The sequence below is a fragment of the Dokdonella sp. genome (genome assembly GCF_017744955.1).
In the GTDB taxonomy this organism is placed as follows: domain Bacteria; phylum Pseudomonadota; class Gammaproteobacteria; order Xanthomonadales; family Rhodanobacteraceae; genus Dokdonella_A.
Map to the genome: position 1 here is coordinate 72,790 of NZ_JAGIAG010000018.1, position 16,203 is coordinate 88,992.

At 68.7% G+C, this 16,203-nt stretch carries 18 protein-coding genes; 9 read left to right on the forward strand and 9 right to left on the reverse strand.

What is annotated here, in order from left to right:
• The first annotated feature begins 87 nt into the window (after positions 1-87).
• The gene (locus J7520_RS18860) at positions 88-477 is read left to right on the forward strand and encodes a hypothetical protein (RefSeq protein WP_291191866.1); all 390 of its coding nucleotides are present in this window, start codon (positions 88-90) and stop codon (positions 475-477) included.
• Positions 478-501: 24 nt separating this feature from the next.
• On the opposite strand, the gene gnd is transcribed toward J7520_RS18860, so the two are convergent.
• A complete protein-coding gene (gene gnd, locus J7520_RS18865) occupies positions 502-1,407 on the reverse strand; it encodes a phosphogluconate dehydrogenase (NAD(+)-dependent, decarboxylating) (RefSeq protein WP_291191867.1) in 906 nt (301 codons plus the stop codon).
• 102 nt (positions 1,408-1,509) lie between these two features.
• Positions 1,510-3,030 (reverse strand): hypothetical protein, encoded by a 1,521-nt coding sequence (locus J7520_RS18870; RefSeq protein WP_291191869.1) that lies wholly within the window; start codon positions 3,028-3,030, stop codon positions 1,510-1,512.
• Positions 3,031-3,222: 192 nt separating this feature from the next.
• On the opposite strand from J7520_RS18870, the gene J7520_RS18875 reads away from it, so the two are divergent.
• The 4 genes from J7520_RS18875 to J7520_RS18890 all read left to right on the forward strand — a co-directional run bounded on the left by J7520_RS18875 (position 3,223) and on the right by J7520_RS18890 (position 7,245).
• Positions 3,223-4,083: an alpha/beta fold hydrolase gene (locus J7520_RS18875; RefSeq protein WP_291191871.1), complete on the forward strand. Its 861-nt coding sequence runs from the start codon at positions 3,223-3,225 to the stop codon at positions 4,081-4,083.
• 13 nt (positions 4,084-4,096) lie between these two features.
• Entirely contained in the window at positions 4,097-5,206 is a 1,110-nt protein-coding gene (locus J7520_RS18880; protein WP_291191873.1) for a peptidogalycan biosysnthesis protein, read from the forward strand.
• Complete coding sequence (locus tag J7520_RS18885) at positions 5,184-6,056, forward strand: arginase family protein (protein ID WP_291191875.1); 873 nt, start codon at positions 5,184-5,186, stop codon at positions 6,054-6,056. Before J7520_RS18880 ends, J7520_RS18885 begins: the two co-directional genes overlap by 23 nt.
• Positions 6,057-6,327: 271 nt before the next feature.
• Positions 6,328-7,245: an alpha/beta hydrolase-fold protein gene (locus J7520_RS18890; RefSeq protein WP_291191877.1), complete on the forward strand. Its 918-nt coding sequence runs from the start codon at positions 6,328-6,330 to the stop codon at positions 7,243-7,245.
• 16 nt (positions 7,246-7,261) lie between these two features.
• On the opposite strand, the gene J7520_RS18895 is transcribed toward J7520_RS18890, so the two are convergent.
• The 3 genes from J7520_RS18895 to J7520_RS18905 are packed head-to-tail and all read right to left on the reverse strand — an operon-like array spanning position 7,262 to position 9,220.
• Entirely contained in the window at positions 7,262-8,500 is a 1,239-nt protein-coding gene (locus tag J7520_RS18895; RefSeq protein ID WP_291191879.1) for a DegT/DnrJ/EryC1/StrS family aminotransferase, read from the reverse strand.
• Complete coding sequence (locus J7520_RS18900) at positions 8,475-8,864, reverse strand: EamA family transporter (protein WP_291191881.1); 390 nt, start codon at positions 8,862-8,864, stop codon at positions 8,475-8,477. Before J7520_RS18900 ends, J7520_RS18895 begins: the two co-directional genes overlap by 26 nt.
• Positions 8,864-9,220 (reverse strand): EamA family transporter, encoded by a 357-nt coding sequence (locus J7520_RS18905; protein WP_291191883.1) that lies wholly within the window; start codon positions 9,218-9,220, stop codon positions 8,864-8,866. Before J7520_RS18905 ends, J7520_RS18900 begins: the two co-directional genes overlap by 1 nt.
• A gap of 166 nt (positions 9,221-9,386) precedes the next feature.
• Here J7520_RS18905 and J7520_RS18910 point away from each other — a divergent pair, with 166 nt between their 5' ends.
• From J7520_RS18910 to J7520_RS18920, 3 genes are all read left to right on the forward strand, one after another.
• Positions 9,387-9,641, forward strand: a complete 255-nt coding sequence (locus J7520_RS18910) for a phosphopantetheine-binding protein (RefSeq protein WP_291191885.1) — start codon at positions 9,387-9,389, stop codon at positions 9,639-9,641.
• A 13-nt stretch (positions 9,642-9,654) separates the two neighbouring features.
• Entirely contained in the window at positions 9,655-10,869 is a 1,215-nt protein-coding gene (locus J7520_RS18915) for a beta-ketoacyl-[acyl-carrier-protein] synthase family protein (protein WP_291191887.1), read from the forward strand.
• A gap of 119 nt (positions 10,870-10,988) precedes the next feature.
• Positions 10,989-11,309: a hypothetical protein gene (locus J7520_RS18920; protein ID WP_291191889.1), complete on the forward strand. Its 321-nt coding sequence runs from the start codon at positions 10,989-10,991 to the stop codon at positions 11,307-11,309.
• A 186-nt stretch (positions 11,310-11,495) separates the two neighbouring features.
• Here J7520_RS18920 and J7520_RS18925 read toward each other — a convergent pair whose 3' ends face one another.
• Together J7520_RS18925 and J7520_RS18930 are read right to left on the reverse strand one after the other, a co-directional pair.
• On the reverse strand, positions 11,496-12,299 hold the full coding sequence (locus tag J7520_RS18925; protein WP_291191891.1) for a hypothetical protein: 804 nt from the start codon (positions 12,297-12,299) through the stop codon (positions 11,496-11,498).
• 136 nt (positions 12,300-12,435) lie between these two features.
• Positions 12,436-13,239, reverse strand: a complete 804-nt coding sequence (locus tag J7520_RS18930; protein WP_291191893.1) for a helix-turn-helix transcriptional regulator — start codon at positions 13,237-13,239, stop codon at positions 12,436-12,438.
• Between the two features lie 195 nt (positions 13,240-13,434).
• Here J7520_RS18930 and J7520_RS18935 point away from each other — a divergent pair, with 195 nt between their 5' ends.
• Positions 13,435-13,833: a DUF3224 domain-containing protein gene (locus tag J7520_RS18935; RefSeq protein WP_291191895.1), complete on the forward strand. Its 399-nt coding sequence runs from the start codon at positions 13,435-13,437 to the stop codon at positions 13,831-13,833.
• Positions 13,834-13,997: 164 nt separating this feature from the next.
• Here the strand turns inward: J7520_RS18935 and J7520_RS18940 are convergent, their stop codons facing one another.
• Both J7520_RS18940 and J7520_RS18945 read right to left on the reverse strand, forming a co-directional pair.
• Positions 13,998-15,377: a glutamate-1-semialdehyde 2,1-aminomutase gene (locus J7520_RS18940; RefSeq protein WP_291191897.1), complete on the reverse strand. Its 1,380-nt coding sequence runs from the start codon at positions 15,375-15,377 to the stop codon at positions 13,998-14,000.
• Between the two features lie 106 nt (positions 15,378-15,483).
• Positions 15,484-16,185: an MtnX-like HAD-IB family phosphatase gene (locus J7520_RS18945; RefSeq protein WP_291191899.1), complete on the reverse strand. Its 702-nt coding sequence runs from the start codon at positions 16,183-16,185 to the stop codon at positions 15,484-15,486.
• Positions 16,186-16,203: the final 18 nt, after the last annotated feature.

The window sequence follows — 16,203 nt, forward strand, 5'->3', positions numbered from 1 at the left end:
GCTAGGGTCGGCACGATCTTGTCTGCGCCGGAGCGCTCCCGCTAGCGTGAAGCCGTTTTCGACGTTCGTGCGAGGAGAAGATTCGGCATGACTGCGATCAACGGCTTCAGCGGCTGGAACTCCACTTCCCTGTCCGGCGACGCGATGCCTTCCGCCCGTTCGCCCTCGTCGACGTTCGATCCGATGCTGCGCCTCGACGACACGGTGATTTCCTGGGGCTGCGAATACGGCAAGGGCATCTTCCTCGTGCTCGACACGGGCCGCGAAGGTCCGGACGACGTCAAGATCACGATCCACGACGACGGCAGCTCGACCGTCAGCGTCAACGGCGTCAAGTACGAGTTCAGCCGCGAGGAGACGCAGAACCTGCGCGTGCGCGTCGACGACAACGACAGCGTGCAGATCGACGATCAACGGACAGGCATCGAGAAGGTGCTGATCCCGAACCCGATCCAAGTCTTCACGTATCCGGAATGAGCGGACGGCGGGACAGCCGCCGGACTATTCGCGCTTGACCGCGTGCCCGCCGAACTCGTTGCGCATCGCCGCGAGCAGCTTGTCGGCGTAGGAATCGTCGTCGCGCGAACGCAGGCGCTCGAGCAGCGCCTGCGTGATCACCGGCGCGGGCACGTCGAGCGCGATCGCCTCGGCGACGGTCCAGCGGCCTTCGCCCGAATCGGCCACGTGCGGCGCGATGCCGGTCATCGCCGGATTCTTCGACAGCGCATCGGCGGTCAGGTCGAGCAGCCACGAACGCACCACGCTGCCGTGGCGCCAGATCTCGGCGACCTGGTGCAGGTCGAAGGCGAAGCCGGTCTTGTGCCGGAGAATCGAGAAGCCCTCGGCATAAGCCTGCATCAGGCCGTATTCGATACCGTTGTGGATCATCTTCGCGTAGTGTCCGGCGCCGCTCGCGCCGACGCGTCCCCAGCCACGCTCCGGCGCGGGCGCCAGCGTCGCGAAGATCGGCTGCAGGCGCTCGATCGCCGACACCTCGCCGCCGATCATCAGGCTGTAGCCCTCCTCCAATCCCCACACGCCGCCGCTGGTGCCGCAGTCGACGTAGTCGACGCCATGCTCCGCGGCCCGTGCGGCGCGGCGCAGCGTGTCCTGGTAGTTCGAGTTGCCGCCGTCGATCAATGCGTCGCCGGCGCCGAGCAGCGACAGCAACGAGTCCACCGTGCGATCGGTGATTTCGCCGGCCGGCACCATCAGCCACAACGCGCGCGGCTCGGCGAGTTTGCCGACCAGCTCTTCGAGCGAGGCGGCCGCTTCGCCGCCGTGCGCGGCGATCGCCGCGCGCGCGTCCGCGTTCGGATCGAAACCCACCAGGTGATGCCCGCCGCGCAGCAGCCGCTGCGCCATGTTCGCGCCCATGCGGCCGAGGCCGATCATGCCCAGTTCCATCGCGATGCTCCGTCGGCGGCACGGCCGCGTCGAGGGCGATGATAGCTCCGGCGCAAACCGCGGCGCCGCCCGCTGCGCTGCCGGGCGGCGTCGCGGCGGGCGTCAATCGGACGTGGCGCCGCCGAACGAGTCGGCGAAGATCGTGTCGTTGGCGACGAAGCGCGCGATGGTCATGTCGAAATCGCTGGTATTGGCCGGACTGGACAGCGTCCAGCGACGGTAGCCGGCGGTGACGACGTCGTCGCCGTCCATGATCAGGTCGGAACCGAAGGAGAGCTTGTCGGCGTCGAGGTTGGCGGAGAAATCCAGCACGGCGAACGCATGCAGCGGCGTGCCGGTCGAGCCCAGCTGAGCGACGGCCTGCATCGGATGGCCGTCGCCGAACAAGTCCGCCTTCATGTTGATCCCGACCACCAGGTCGCGCGTGTCGGCGCGCTCGGCGATGCCGTACGGGACGTTCAATCCGCTGAGCAGCAACTGGTGCCGCATGTTGCTGCTGCCGCCGCCGAAATCGTTGTCCAGCGTGCCGTCCGGATGGTAGGCCGCGAGCAGCAGTTCGTATTGCGGCGACGGAGTGGCGCTGTCGTTGTAGGCGAACCCGGCGACGACGAAGCCGCCATTGTGACGCCGCGCGATGCGCGTCACCGCATCCTGCTTGCTGGTGCCCAGATCGCCGTAGACGGCGTCGTCGATGAAGTGGTCCACCTGTCCGGTGACGCCGTTCACGCTGAGCACGAATCCGTCGATGTCTCCGCCGGCCGGCGCCCGCTGCCGCTCGCCGACGATCACCAGCCGGTACGCGAACGGCGCCGGCGAATAGGCCAGCACGTCGAAAGCGGCGTCGCGGCCGGCCGGCGTGTAGTCCGGGTTGTAGACGAACACGCCGGCATGCTCCGGGACGTTGCCGAACGCCAGGTTCCGCGCGCCGCTCGCCGGGTTCAGGTTGATCGCGAAGGCGGCCGGGTTTCGGGTGGTGCCGACGCCGGCATCGGTTTCCACCTCGCCGACGATGTAGAGCTGGCTGGCGTACCAGACGATGCGGTTCGGGCGTTCGTCCTTGTTCGCCGGATCGGAGCCCAGATCCAGCCAGACCGTCTTGACGCCGTTCGAACCGAATCCGCTGCACGGCGCGCCGGTGCCGTCGATGCACGCCACCTGGATGTCCAGATCGGTGTTCGATCCCGTGTGCTGGGTGCCGACGAAGTAGAACGTGTCGCCGGTGCCCTTGGCGACGTCGGTGACTTCCAGCATCGTCGAGGGAATCAGCTTGCGGCCGGTGCCGTTGTAGCCGGTGTCGTAGGCGCCGTCGGCCTTCAGCTTGGCGATGGCCAGGCGGCGCGCGCCCGAGGCGCCGGTCTGGTATCCGGTCAGCCAGTAGCCGCCGTCGCTGCTCGGAAACACGCGCAGCCCGACGTCGAACGCGCCGTCGGCGCTGTTGAAGTCGGCCGTGCGCCAACCGGTGCCGTCGAACGTGCCGTCCGGCGTCAGGTCGCTGATCGCCAGCGAGCCGAGCGGCTGGCCTTCCGCGTCGAGCACGCGCGTTTGCAGGATGTCCTTGTCGATGTCCATGGCCGACGCCGGCGCGAGCGCCAGCAAGCCGAGAGCGAGCAGCAGAGATTTCATGGCCTTCCCCGTGATGAATGGTGGAACGCCGTCGAAGTACGCAGGTTCGCGCGCAATCGGGACATTCGCGCCGCAGCGCCGGCGAAAGCCGCCCGAAAGAAGACCGCTTCACACTATCGGCAAGGCTTCGCGGCGGCGCCTCGACGGCGACACCAGGAAGAAGCCAAAGCCCTGATTCGCTAGACAATTTCCATGATCAAGCCTTCGGAATTCTATCTGCGCGGCGGGCGCGCCGGCGTGCTGCTGATCCACGGCCTCACCGGCACGCCGACCGAGATGCGCTTCGTCGGCAACGGCCTCAACCGCGCCGGCTTCACGGTGCTCGGCATGCAGCTGGCCGGCCACTGCGGCGACGAATCGGACCTGCTCGCCACCGGCTGGCGCGACTGGGTCGCCAGCGTGTCCGCGGCGGCCGATCGCCTCCGCGAGCAGGTCGACCATCTGTTCGTCGCCGGCCTCTCGATGGGCGCCGTGCTCGCGCTCAAACTCGCCATCGACCGTCCGCGCGACGTCGACGGTCTCGGTCTCTACGGCACCACCTTCTTCCACGACGGCTGGGCGACGCCCGCCGTCGGCCGCCTCGCCTTCCTGCTGCCGCTGATCACCTCGCTCGGCTTCGGCCGCGACCGCGTGTCGGAGGAAGTCGAGCCGTACGGCATCAAGGACGAGCGCATCCGCAACCGCATCGTCGGCGCGATGCTCTCCGGCGACAGCCAGGCCGCCGGCCTGGCCGGCTTCCCGTGGCCGTCGCTGGCCGAGTTCCAGCGCCTGTCGCTGCACGTGCGCAACCGCATCGGCCGCGTGCGTGCGCCGTGCTTCGTCGCGCATTCCTCCAACGACGACGTCGCCAGCTTGCGCAACGTGCGCGCGGTCGAGCGCGGCGTGAGCGCGCCGGTCGAGACCTTGCTGCTCGACAACAGCTACCACATGGTCACCGTCGACCAGGAACGCGGCAAGCTGATCGAGCGCTCGGCTGCGTTCTTCCAGCGGGTCGTCGAGCAGAATCCGATCGAGCTGCCGCAGGGTGCCGCGGTCGCGACCGCGATCGACTGACCGTGGCCGGCTGATGGCGACGGCAGGCGCGTCGTACCACAACCTGCTCGAGCCGCCCGCGCTGGTAGGACATTTCCTCGCGCATCCGCCGCTCGATTTCCGCGCGCTGACGCTGCCGTCCGGCACGCCGGCCTTCGTCGCGCGCTTCGATCTCTTGACCACCGCCGACGACGACCTGCGCCGCCGCGTGTCGGCGCTGCCGCTGTATCGCTGGTGGAGCCGCCTGCTGCGTCCGCGCACCTGCTTCGTCGGCACCACCGTGTCGGAGTACGCCTTGCTGCCGCGCGGCGCCGACGCCGACGCGCTGGTGCGCGAGTGGCGAACCGCGCCGGCGGCGCGCCAGCCGTTCCTGATCGTCAAGGACCTGCCGCAGGAATCGCCCCTGCTCGACCAGGCCAGCAACGCCGCCGCGCGCGCCGTCGCGCGCGCCTGCGAGCAGGCCGGCTTCGTGCTGCTCGAGGGCCAGGCATTGGCCTGGGTGCCGATCGACTTCGAATCGACCGAAGACTACCTGACGCGCCTGTCATCCAGCCGGCGCAAGGACATCCGCCGCAAGCTGCGCGCGCGCGCGGAACTGGAGATCTCGGAAATCCCGACCGGCGACGCCTATTTCGCCGACGCCGCCGTGCGCGAGGAGTTCTACGCGCGCTATCTCGACGTCTATGCGCAGAGCGAAATCCACTTCGACCAGCTCAGTCGCGAATTCTTCGACGCGCTGCTGCAGGACGCGTCGTGCGGCGGCATCGTCTTCGTGTATCGTCACCGCGGCGAACTGATCGGCTGGAATCTGTGCTTCGTCGTCGGCGACGCGCTGGTCGACAAGTACGTCGGCTTCCGCTACCCGCAGGCGCGCGAACAGAACCTGTACTTCGTGAGCTGGATGCACAACCTCGACTACGCGCTGCGCCGCGACCTGTGCTGCTACGTCGCCGGCTGGACGGATCCTGCGATCAAGTCCTACCTCGGTGCGCGCTTCACCTTCACGCGCCACGCCGTGCGCCCGCGCAGCCGCGTGCTGCGCGCAGTGCTGCAACGGATCGCCGGCCGCTTCGAGAGCGACCGCGCGCGCCTCGACGGCGGCGACGCGGAAGCGAAGACCGATGCCGGCGCCGCTCGTCCTTGACTTCGACCGCTCGGTCGGCGCGCTGCCGGACGCGCGCGTCGTCGACCTCGCCGACTGGCAGGAAGCGATCCGCTTCGGCTGCACGCTGCGCCGCTTCCGCGAGGTCGTGCGCGCGATCGAGGCGCAGCTGCCCGCGAGCTACGGCACCGTCTTCCTCGGCAGCGGCGACTACCACCACCTGAGCTGGCCGCTGATCGAGCGCCGCGCCGCCCAGGCGCCGTTCGAGGTCGTCGTGTTCGACAACCATCCGGACAACATGCGCTTCCCGTTCGGCGTGCATTGCGGCTCGTGGGTGCGCAAGGTCGCGCTGCTGCCCCAGGTCGCGCGCGTGCGCGTGCTCGGCATCAGCTCGGCCGACGTGTCCGCCGCGCACGCATGGGAGAACTATCTGACGCCGCTGCGTCGCGGCAAGCTCGAATACTGGACCGTCGGCGTCGACACCGGCTGGTCGCGTCGCTTCGGCGTGCAGTCCGCGTTCCGTGACTTCGACACGCCGGCCGCCCTGCTCGACCGCTTCGTCGAGGAGCAGCGCGGCTCGACGGTGCCGACGTACCTGTCGATCGACAAGGACGTGCTCAGCCCCGAAGTCGCGCACACCAACTGGGACCAGGGCCGGATGCTCGAAGCCGATCTCGTCCGCGGCATCGAAGCCTTGGACGGACGCCTCATCGGCAGCGACATCACCGGCGACGTCTCGGCCTATCGCTACCGGACCTGGTGGAAGCGCAAGCTCAGCGCGCTCGACGAGCAGCCGGAGATCGACGCGGCGCAACTGGCCGAGTGGCAGGGACAGCAGCATGCGTTGAATCTGCGGCTGCTCCAACGGATCGACGCGGCGACGCGGCGGTAACCGGACCGTACTCGAATTCTTTCGGGAGTTCCCGATGCGTCGCGTGCGTGCGATGGAGCTCGGCGCCGCGCTCGCCGAGGAGCGCCTGATGAAACGTGGTCCCACTTCGAGGACGTCGAGCATAGAGCGCACCTCGAGTCCGGTCTACGCCTGTCAGGCGAAGCCGCTCTCTTGCGAAGACGCCCGTGCCTTCTGGACCATGGCAAATCTCCGGATCACGCAATACGGTCGCAAATCCCGAACGTGTATCGCCTAAGGCATAAGAGGCCTGATGAGTACGAGCTTCAATGCTTCACTCCTCCTGCTACTGCTGGCCATCTGCCCGCTCGCCGTCGCTGGATCACCGGCTCCCACGGCGACGCCGGCCAATCCGCCTGCCTTCCAGATCGAACGCAGCGCCGTCCACACGATCGCCTCGGTGAAGCTCAAGCGCAGCTACGACCTCTACGTGAAGCTGCCGCCGGGTTACGACAAGCCCGAGAACGTGCAGCGCAAATACCCGGTGCTGTACCTGACCGACGGCCCGTACACGTTCCAGGTCGCCTCCGGCGTCACGCGCGTGCCGTTCAACCACGGCACCTTCGAGGACTTCATCCTGGTCGGGCTGTCGTACGCGCAAGGCGACGACCCGGTCGTCAGCCGCGAACGCGACCTGACGCCGCTGGTCGACCTGCGCAGCAAGTCGACGCCGACGGGCGGCGGGCCGGCCTATCTCGATTTCATCCGCGACGAGGCGATCCCGCTGATCGAGAAGACCTACCGCACCGATCCGCGCCGGCGCAGCCTTGCCGGCCAGTCGTACGGCGGCCTGTTCGGCATCTGGGTGATGTTCAACGAGCCGGAGCTGTTCCAGAACTACATCCTGACCAGCGCCTCGCTCTGGTACAACAAGAAGGCGATGTTCGACGCCGAGACCGCGTACGCGAAGACGCACGCCGACCTGAAAGCGAATCTCTACATGGCGATCGGCTCGACCGAGTATCCGGGCGGCTGCGGCGACGCGCCCTCGCAGTGCCCGGACGGGCCGAACATGGTCGCGCAACAGGCCGAGATGCTGAAGCGCCTCGCCTCGCGCAAGTACAAGAGCCTCGCGCTGCACGGCAAGGTCGTCGAAGGCGCGTTCCACACCACGACCTTTCCGGTCGGCTTGCTGTGGGCGCTGCAGGACGTCTACCTGATCCGGAAATGACCGGCTGCGGAACGGGCTACGCCGCCGTGGCGACCGTCTGCAGGACCGTGCAGATCGCCTCGAACGCTTCGTCGTCGAGCCAGGGGCTGCTCGAGATCGTCAGCGTGGTCGCCGCGAACGCGCGCGCGTTCGGCACCTGGTGCTCGCCGACGAACGGCTGCAGATAGCCGTAGTCCGGCAGCGCGCGGATGAACAGCCGGCTGACGCCGAGACCGGCGCCCCACAGCACACGCAACGCCGCATCGCGCGTGGCTTCGTCGCGCAGGCGCAGCAGCAGGAACGGCCAGCTGCCGGCAGCATCGGCAGGATCGTCGATCAGCGTCACGCCGGCGATTCGCGCCAGACGCGTCTTGCGCCGCATCGCCTGCGCGGTGCACGTCTGCAGAAACGACGGTAGCCGCGCGAATGCACGCGCGCCGACCGATTGGCGCCAGCGGCCGAGCGTGTGCAGCGGGATGTCGGCGCTGAAATCGTCGCCGACCGCGGCGACCGGATCGCCGCGGCGCAACGCCCGGCGCAACGGCGCGCCGTAGGCGAGCCCGAGCAGCGACGGCCGGTACAACGCGTGGTAGCCGAGCAGCTGCAACGAGCGCTCGAGTTCCCAGCCGAACCGGTACGGCACGATCTCGCGGCTCGTGCGCGCGAGCTCGCGGCGCAACGGCGCATCGCGCGCGACCAGCAGGCCGCCCTCGAAGGTGGTCAGGCCCTTGCCGACCGCGAGGCTGAAGAAGCCGGCGTCGCCGTCGAGGCCGACCGGCCGGCCGCCGCGCCGTGCGCCGAGCGCCTGCGCGGCGTCCTCGATCACGAACGCGCCGGCCTCGCGCGCGATCGCGAGCGCGGTGCCGACGTCGGCGACGCGGCCGGCCAGGTGCGTCGGCACCGCGGCGAGCGTGTCGCGATCGCACAGCCGCGCGAGCTGCGCGGCGTCGAAGTCGATCGAGCCCGGCGCGAGATCGCACAGGCGCAGTTCCAGGCCGCAATGCGCCACCGCGAGCGCGACCAGCGGGCAGGTGTAGGCCGGCACGATCACGGCGCGCCGACCGCTCAGGCGATGCATCGCGGTCAAGGCGACGACCAGGCTGGCGGTGCCGGAACATTCGACCTGCACCTCCTCGACGCCGAGGAAGTCGGCGGCGCAGCGCGCGAGATCGCCGTGGTGCGGCGCGTTGCCGGCGAACGGCGACAGATCGCGCCAGCGCGGCGGCAGGCCGGCGGTCGGCGGGATTTCGCTACGTGGCGGGCGGCTTTTCGCCATCGGTTTCGCTGATCGCGAGGCAGACGATGCCGGCGATGATAAGCGCGCTGCCGAGCAGTTGCGGCGTGCCGATCTTCTCGCCGAACAGCACCACCGACAGCGCCATCACGCTGATCACTTCCAGATGCGACGCGGCGAACGCGGGGCCGATCGGCGCGTGTTCGAGCAGCGTCATCCAGGTCAGGAAGGCGCCGACGTAGCAGGCGATCGCGCAGTACACCCACGGCGTGGACAGGAGCCGCCAGACCCAGTCCAGGCTCGCCTCGGGCGGCATCGCGTGATTGGCGGTCAGCTTGAAGCACACCTGCGCGAAGGTGTCGAAGCAGACCAGCACGAGGAATCCGATCACGTAGAAGCGGCGCATCAGGCAAGCCCCACGACGGCCACGCCCGCGGCGACGAGCAGGATGCCGACCGTACGCAGCGGAGAGAACTTCTCGTTGAAGAGGAACCGCCCGGCGACCATCACCGCGACGATGTTGATCGAGCCGAGCAGCACGCCTTCCGACAGCGGCACCAGCGAGAGGAAGGCGAGCCAGACCAGGAACTCGGCGACGTAGCAGCCGACGCCGATCCAGATCCATGGCCGCCGCGCCATCGCGCGCCAGCGCGCCATGCCCTCGCCCAGGCCCGGCGCGGCCGCGGCGGCCTTGAACGAAAGCTGCCCGAAAGTATCGAGCAATACATTGAGCAGCCACAGCGTGACCACGGTCGCGGACATCGGCGTCCTTCACGGCCCGTCGATACGGCCGCAACTACGGTGGAAGGCGGCGCAGTATGCCCGTGCCGCGTGACAGCGTCGACCGTCCGCGCTTGAAGATCGCCACGCGCCCGGCGATCATGCGGCCGAGCGTCGCGTGCCGATGCCCCCATCGAGGAGAAACGGAATGAGCAGCGTGCAGGACACCGTGTTCGACATCATCGCGAGGGAGTCGGGCATCGATCGCGCGCGCATCACGCCGGAAGCGACGCTGAAGGATCTGGAGATCCAGTCGCTCGACGCCGTGCAGATCATTTTCGAGATCGAGGACCACTTCAAGATCACGATGCCGGACCGCGACCCGAACTTCGACACCGAGTCGGTCAAGGGTCTGGTCGAGGCGGTCGAGAAGCTGGTCGCCGAGAAGCCGGCGCAGAGCTGACGCCGCCGCCCGCATGCATCGCGTCGTCATCACCGGCATCGGCGCCGTCACGCCGCTCGGACACAACGCCGCCGATTCCTGGAACGCGATGCGCGAAGGCCGTCCGGCGATCGGTCCGATCACCAGCCTGCCGCGCGAAGACCTGCGCTTCGGCATCGCCGCCGAGGTGCAGGGCTTCGATCCGGCCGCGCATTTCGACGACAAGCGCCTGATCCTGCTCGACCGCGTCTCGCAGTTCGCCCTGGTCGCGGCGCGCGAGGCGGTGGCGCAATCGGGCATCGATTTCGCCGCCGACGGACTCGGTGAGAACACCGCCGTCGTGATCGGCAGCGGCATCGGCGGCGAGCAGACCCACGACGCCACGTTCAAGCGCCTCTACGGCGAGAACAATCCGCGCGTGCACCCGCTGACGATCGTGCGCCTGATGGCCAACGCGCCGGCTTCGCACGTGGCCATCGAGTTCGGCCTGCACGGCCCCGCATTCGCCACCGTCAGCGCCTGCTCGTCGGCCAACCACGCTCTCGCGCAGGCGTTCCACATGGTGCGCAGCGGCGTCGCCGACGCGGCCGTCGCGGGCGGCAGCGAGGCGTGCATCACGCTCGGCACGGTCAAGGCCTGGGAAGCGATGCGCGTGATGGCCGACGACACCTGCCGGCCGTTCTCCAGACAGCGCCGCGGCATGGTGCTCGGCGAAGGCGCGGGCGTGTTCGTGCTGGAGACGCTCGAGCGTGCGCAGCGACGCGGCGCGACGATCCTGGCCGAATTCGCCGGCGCCGGCATGTCGGCCGACGCCGGCGACATCGTGTTCCCGTCCGAAGTCGGCGCGGCGAAGGCGATCGAGCGCGCGCTGAAGGACGGCGGCCTGGCGTCGCAGGACGTCGACTACGTCAACGCGCACGGCACCGCGACGCCGGCGAACGACCCGACCGAGACCAAGGCGATCCGCCGCGTGTTCGGCGCGCACGCCGATCGCCTCACGGTGTCGTCGACGAAGTCGATGCACGGCCACGCGCTCGGCGCCGCCGGCGCGGTCGAGCTGCTCGCCGCGATCGGCGCCCTGCGCGAAGGCGTGGTGCCGCCGACGGCGAACTTCGTCGATCCCGATCCGGAATGCGATCTCGACTACGTGCCGAACATCGCGCGCGAGACGCCGGTGCGCGTCGCGCTCAGCAATTCGTTCGCCTTCGGCGGGCTCAACGCGGTCGTCGCGCTGCGCCGCGCGCCGTAGCACGGCGCGCGCAAGACGCACCCTTTACGTGCGTTTGCATGGGCCCGATTCAGGGCGATCCCGGTAGCTTTCGACCCCGAGTCGCGCGCCACGTCGCGCGCCGAAACGAGGAGAAAACCATGCAACGTCCGATCCTGTCTTCGCTGCTGCTCGCCGCCGCACTCGGCGCCGGCTGCCTGTTGAATGCAGCCCCGGCGCAGGCGCGCGGAGCCGTCGTCATCTATGCACCGTCCGCGCCGCCGCCGATGCGCGTGGAGAGAATGCCGCCGCCGCGAGCGGGCTACGTCTGGATCGATGGCTCCTGGGCGTGGTCGCACGGCCGCTATCACTGGAATCGCGGACACTGGGTCCGCGCGCGCCACGGCTATCACTACGCGCCGCCGCGCTGGGAACGCGATCGCCACGGCTGGCATCGCTCAGGCGGCTATTGGCGCCGCTGATCCCGGCGCGTTCCACACCGGCCCTTCTCGAGAACCGCGGCCAAGGAAGGCCGCGATTGGCCGTCCAGGATTGGCCGCTCAGGATCGGCCGTCGAGGCCCTCGGGAAGCGGCCATACGAGGCTGGAAAATCCTTCATCGCCGCGCTCCTTCCGGAGCGCGGCGATCACGAAAAGCCCGTCGCGCGATCAGAACCGCATGCGCGCGAACAGCGACGGACCGTCGAGATCGATGTCGAGGTTCGCCTTGTACGCGCTGCGCTTGTGATCGAGGCTGATCTCGGTCTTGCTGTATTCCGCGCCGAGACCGACGTTGTGCCACGGGAACCACTCCACGCCGACACGGCCGTCGTAGATGTGGCCGGACAGCTTGCCGCCGCTCTTCTTCACGCCGGACGCGTCGACGTAGAAGCGGAACGAATCGGAGAACGCGTGCTTGTACGCCAGCGTGACCATCGGCGCGACGGCGTCCTCGTCCCAGCTCGCGCGGGCGCTGGCGGACTGGCCGTCGGCGAAGACGTCGCCCTTGAGGCCGAGCTTGGCACGGTAGTACGCCGCGCCGAGCCCGAGGCCGAACACGTCGTTGCCGCTGCCGAACCACCAGTGATACGAGGCGCTGCCGATGTCGAAATCGAACTTACCGCGCAGTCTCGCGTTCACGTCGAACGGAACGCCCTGGAAATCGAACTGCTCGTTCAGCGTCCTCGTTTCCGAGTGGCTGAGCGTGTAGTAGTCGAAGGTGAAGCCCTGCGTGTCGAACAGCAACAGGTCCAGACGCGCACGCGCGGCGGTTTCGTGCCCGCCGCCGAGATCCAGCTTGCCGGTCGACAGGTCGCCGGAACGATTGCTCGCTTCGAGCTGGACGTCGGTGTTCAGATACGAACCGCCTAGCCAGACGCTGACGCGGTCGAGCGCGGGCGACGGATCGGCGAGCGCGACCGAGCTGGTGGCGAGCAGGCCCAGTGCGCACAGCGATTTGATTTTTCTTCTCATGGTGTCCTCTCAGGGGATCGATGCTTCGACACGGAATACTGCCGTGGTATCGAATTCGCAAAGTGAATAAAGTGGTAACGAGGGCGCGAAGCACTGCAGCGATGCGACGCGGCATCGACCGCACGTTCGTCGACGATCACCGCGACGTCGAGCGCGCGTACTCCGCAGGCGTGCAGCCGACGAGCTTCTTGAAGTCGCGTATGAGATGCGCCTGATCGGCGTAGCCGAGATCGAGCGCGAGCACGGTCCAGTCGCTGCGGCCGCCTTCGTCGATGAGCGCCACCGCCTCGTGCAGGCGATAGCGCTGGATCAGCCATTTCGGACCGGCCCCGACGTAGTCGCGGAACAGCCGCTGCAGAGTGCGCGGCTGCAGATCGAACGCCTTCGCGACCTGCTCGATGCGCAGGATCTCGCGATCGTCCGCGATGCGCGCGGCGATGGCGGCGACGAGGTCGACCATCGGATCCTCGCGCGCGCCGCAGCCGCGCAGGAACGATTCGTAGATCGCCACGGCGGCGTGATGATCCTCGGCGGCGAGCACGTCGCGGCCGAGGCGACGCGCGCGTTCGCCGAATACCTCGGGCGCGGAGAACTGGCGATCGGCGTAGGCGCCGACCGGCCCCGAGACGAACGGCCGAAAGCCGCCGACGCGGAACTTGATCGAGAACACGCGCCCTTCGCCTGGCGCGAACAGCCGCGTCCAGCGACGCGTCGCCGGCCCGCCGACTGTCGCCGCGTCGTCTTCGGCGACGAGATGGACGACCGGATGCGGCAGCGTCTCGCGCACGCACGATTCGTCGAGCGCCCAGTCGACCGCCCAGTAGTGTTCGACGAACGGCGCCAGATCGGGCGAGGGCCAGTAGCGCGCGTGGCGAAATCCCCTCGCGTCGAGCTGCGCGCGCAGGACACCACGTCGTTGGATCGGCTTGCTCTTCGCCATGTCGCGTTTCTTCAATCCGCGCCGGTCCGCGGCCGCTAGCCTTTTCTCCGCAGCGGCGATCCACCGTGCCGCGCAGGAGGCATCATGCACACGTTTGGCGCTTCACTGATCGCGCTGGTCTTGCTGTCCGGCCCAGTCCGGCTCGGCATCGGCCGAGCCGAGGCGGACATTCCGCGCACCGACAAAGGAACCACGATGAAACACCATGCCAAAGGCGCATTCGACGTGAAGCTGCAGCCGCTCGAAGCCTACAACAAGAGCGAGGGCGCCGGTCTCGGCCGCATGTCGATCGACAAGCAGTTCCACGGCGATCTCGACGCGAGCAGCCAGGGCGAGATGCTGTACGCCGGAAACAGCAAGGACACCGGCGGCTACGTCGCGGTGGAACGCGTGACCGGCACGCTGCAGGGCAGGCGCGGCGGCTTCTCGCTGCAGCACAACGCGACGCGCACGCCCGGCGAAGCCCATCTGAACATCATCGTCGTGCCCGGCTCGGGCACCGACGAACTCGCCGGGCTCAGTGGCACGCTCAAGATCATCATTGCCGAGGGCGGCAAGCACTACTACGAGTTCGAGTACGAACTCGCCGGGTGAGAACCGCTGGCGAGGCTATCGAAGAAGCATCTCTCGCAGAGGCGCAGAGGCGCGGAGGAAAGAAAAGCCTTTTTCGCCGAAACGCTTTCTCAGCGCCTCTGCGTCTCTGCGAGAAAGCTTTCTAGATAGCCGCGGCACGCACTGATGCGCCGCGGCCGCCACCGTCACACGCTGCGCGCGAGTTCCGTCGCTACCTGCTTCGCCGCGGCCAGCGTCGCCGCCACGTCTTCGCGCGTGTGCGCGGTCGAGACGAACAGGTTCTCGTACGCACCCGGATGGAACAGCACGCCGCGCTCGAGCATGCCCTGCCACCAGCGGCGGAAGATGTCCTGGTCGGCGCGGCGCTCGGCGTCGCGGTAGTTGTGGATCTCGTCTTTCGCGAACCACACCTGCATCAGCGGGCCGATGCCGACGACGTAGGCCGGCAGGCCCGCGTCGCCGAGGACCTTGCCCAGGCCCAGGCGCAACTCGTCGGACACCGCGTCGAGCTTTTCGTACAGGCCCGGAGTGGCCAGTTCGTCGAGCGCCGCGTTCGCCGCCGAGATCGCGATGCCGTTGGCGCTGTAGGTGCCTGCCATCGAGACCGTGCCGTTGGCGACCAGGGCCATGATGTCGGCGCGGCCGCCCATCGCCGCGACCGGGAAGCCGCCGCCGATGCCTTTGGCGAACACCGACAGGTCCGGCGTGATGCCCAGGCGCCCTTGCGCGCCGGCGAGGCCGAGGCGGAAGCCGGTGATCACCTCGTCGAAGATCAGCACGATGCCGTGCTTGTGCGTCAGCTCGCGCATCGTTTCCAGATAGCCTGGCTGCGGCAGGATGCAGCCGGTGTTGCACATCACCGGCTCGGTCAGTACGGCGGCGATGGAATCGCCCTCGCGCGCGATCGTGTCGGCCAGCGCCTGTGCGTCGTTCCACGGCAGGATGATGAGGTTCTCTTCCACGCCCTTCGGCATGCCCGGGCCCTGCGCCACCGCCACCGGGCGGTCGTCGGGACCGGCCTTGGCGATGGACGGGTGCTTGCTCCAGTACACGCCGTCGGAGAAGCCGTGGTACATGCCTTCGAAGCGGATGATCTTGTTGCGCTTGGTGAACGCGCGCGCCAGCCGCGTGGCATAGAGCACCGCTTCGGTGCCGGTGTTGCACAAGCGCACCTGCTCGACGCTGGGCACCGCGGCGATGATCTTCTCCGCCAGGCGCGCCTCGTCCGCGGTCGGCAGCGCGAACACGGTGCCGCGCGTCTGGATGAAGTCGACCACGGCCTGCGTCACGCGCGCCGGACGGTGGCCGAAGATCATCGGTCCGAGACCGAGCAGATAGTCGATGTATTCGTTGCCGTCGACGTCGGTGAGGCGCGAGCCCCGCCCGCTGGCGACGAACAGCGGATACGGCGACCAGCCCGACCAGGTCGCGCGCGCCGTGCTGTTGACGCCGCCCGGGATGAGCTTGCAGGCGGCCTCGAACAGGGCGGCGCTGCCGGCGGTGTCGAGTGTCGCGACGAGACGGGCGTCGCTGGCGACGCGATGGTTCGAGCTGTCGATGTTCAAGGAGGCCACTCCACGATGACGGATCGGCCCCGCTCGGCGCGGGGAACCGGGAAACTGGGGCCGGGAGACCGGCGCGAACGCGCCGGCGCCGACGGGGAATCTTGCGTCAGGCCGCCTGCAGCGAAGCGGCCAGAGGCATGTCGCTGCCGTGCGCGGCGAGTTCGCCGGCGATCAGCGTCGGCAGCAGGTCGAGCGCGTCGACGAAGCTGGTGATCGGCACGTACGGAATGCCCGCCGCGCGGCAATGTTCGATCAGGCGATGCTTGGCGAACACCAGGTCCGCCTCGCCGGCGACACAGAAATCCGAGGCGCCGTCGCCGATGACCAGCACGCGCTGCCGCTCGGCGTGCGCGCGGCCGGCGCAGGAGCACTTGCAGTTGCCGCTGCGGCAGTTCGCGTTGCCGTAGGGGAAGTCGAGCCGCCAGCCGCGCTCGCCGACCGCTTCGAGGCGGTTGGCGACGATCGGCAGATCGGCCAGGTCGTAGGCGCCGAGGATGCGGCGGATCGCGTAGTCCAGACCGTCGCTGACCACCGCCATCGGCATGCCGGCGTCGCGCACGGCGGCGGCGAACGCGGGGAACGCGCGGTCGATCGCCATGCCGTCCAGGTGCGCGTCGAGCTCCTCGCGGCTGGCGTCGAGCAGCGCGATCTGGCGCTCCATGCACTCGCGCGAGCCGATCTCGCCGCGCTTCCAGGCCTGTTCGATCGCCTGCCAGCCGGGGCGGCCGAAGCGTTCGAGCAGGGAATCGGTGATGTCCTCGACCGAGACGGTGCCGTCAAAGTCGCACAGGATCTTCCATTGCGTCACGAAGGAATCCCAACCACA

Excerpts from the sequence above, each read along its gene's own strand:
- J7520_RS18860 (WP_291191866.1), top strand. The coding sequence starts at position 88 with ATGACTGCGATCAACGGCTTCAGCGGCTGGAACTCCACTTCCCTGTCC.
- gnd (WP_291191867.1), bottom strand. The coding sequence starts at position 1,407 with ATGGAACTGGGCATGATCGGCCTCGGCCGCATGGGCGCGAACATGGCG.
- J7520_RS18870 (WP_291191869.1), bottom strand. The coding sequence starts at position 3,030 with ATGAAATCTCTGCTGCTCGCTCTCGGCTTGCTGGCGCTCGCGCCGGCG.
- J7520_RS18875 (WP_291191871.1), top strand. The coding sequence starts at position 3,223 with ATGATCAAGCCTTCGGAATTCTATCTGCGCGGCGGGCGCGCCGGCGTG.
- J7520_RS18880 (WP_291191873.1), top strand. The coding sequence starts at position 4,097 with ATGGCGACGGCAGGCGCGTCGTACCACAACCTGCTCGAGCCGCCCGCG.
- J7520_RS18885 (WP_291191875.1), top strand. The coding sequence starts at position 5,184 with ATGCCGGCGCCGCTCGTCCTTGACTTCGACCGCTCGGTCGGCGCGCTG.
- J7520_RS18890 (WP_291191877.1), top strand. The coding sequence starts at position 6,328 with ATGAGTACGAGCTTCAATGCTTCACTCCTCCTGCTACTGCTGGCCATC.
- J7520_RS18895 (WP_291191879.1), bottom strand. The coding sequence starts at position 8,500 with ATGGCGAAAAGCCGCCCGCCACGTAGCGAAATCCCGCCGACCGCCGGC.
- J7520_RS18900 (WP_291191881.1), bottom strand. The coding sequence starts at position 8,864 with ATGCGCCGCTTCTACGTGATCGGATTCCTCGTGCTGGTCTGCTTCGAC.
- J7520_RS18905 (WP_291191883.1), bottom strand. The coding sequence starts at position 9,220 with ATGTCCGCGACCGTGGTCACGCTGTGGCTGCTCAATGTATTGCTCGAT.
- J7520_RS18910 (WP_291191885.1), top strand. The coding sequence starts at position 9,387 with ATGAGCAGCGTGCAGGACACCGTGTTCGACATCATCGCGAGGGAGTCG.
- J7520_RS18915 (WP_291191887.1), top strand. The coding sequence starts at position 9,655 with ATGCATCGCGTCGTCATCACCGGCATCGGCGCCGTCACGCCGCTCGGA.
- J7520_RS18920 (WP_291191889.1), top strand. The coding sequence starts at position 10,989 with ATGCAACGTCCGATCCTGTCTTCGCTGCTGCTCGCCGCCGCACTCGGC.
- J7520_RS18925 (WP_291191891.1), bottom strand. The coding sequence starts at position 12,299 with ATGAGAAGAAAAATCAAATCGCTGTGCGCACTGGGCCTGCTCGCCACC.
- J7520_RS18930 (WP_291191893.1), bottom strand. The coding sequence starts at position 13,239 with ATGGCGAAGAGCAAGCCGATCCAACGACGTGGTGTCCTGCGCGCGCAG.
- J7520_RS18935 (WP_291191895.1), top strand. The coding sequence starts at position 13,435 with ATGAAACACCATGCCAAAGGCGCATTCGACGTGAAGCTGCAGCCGCTC.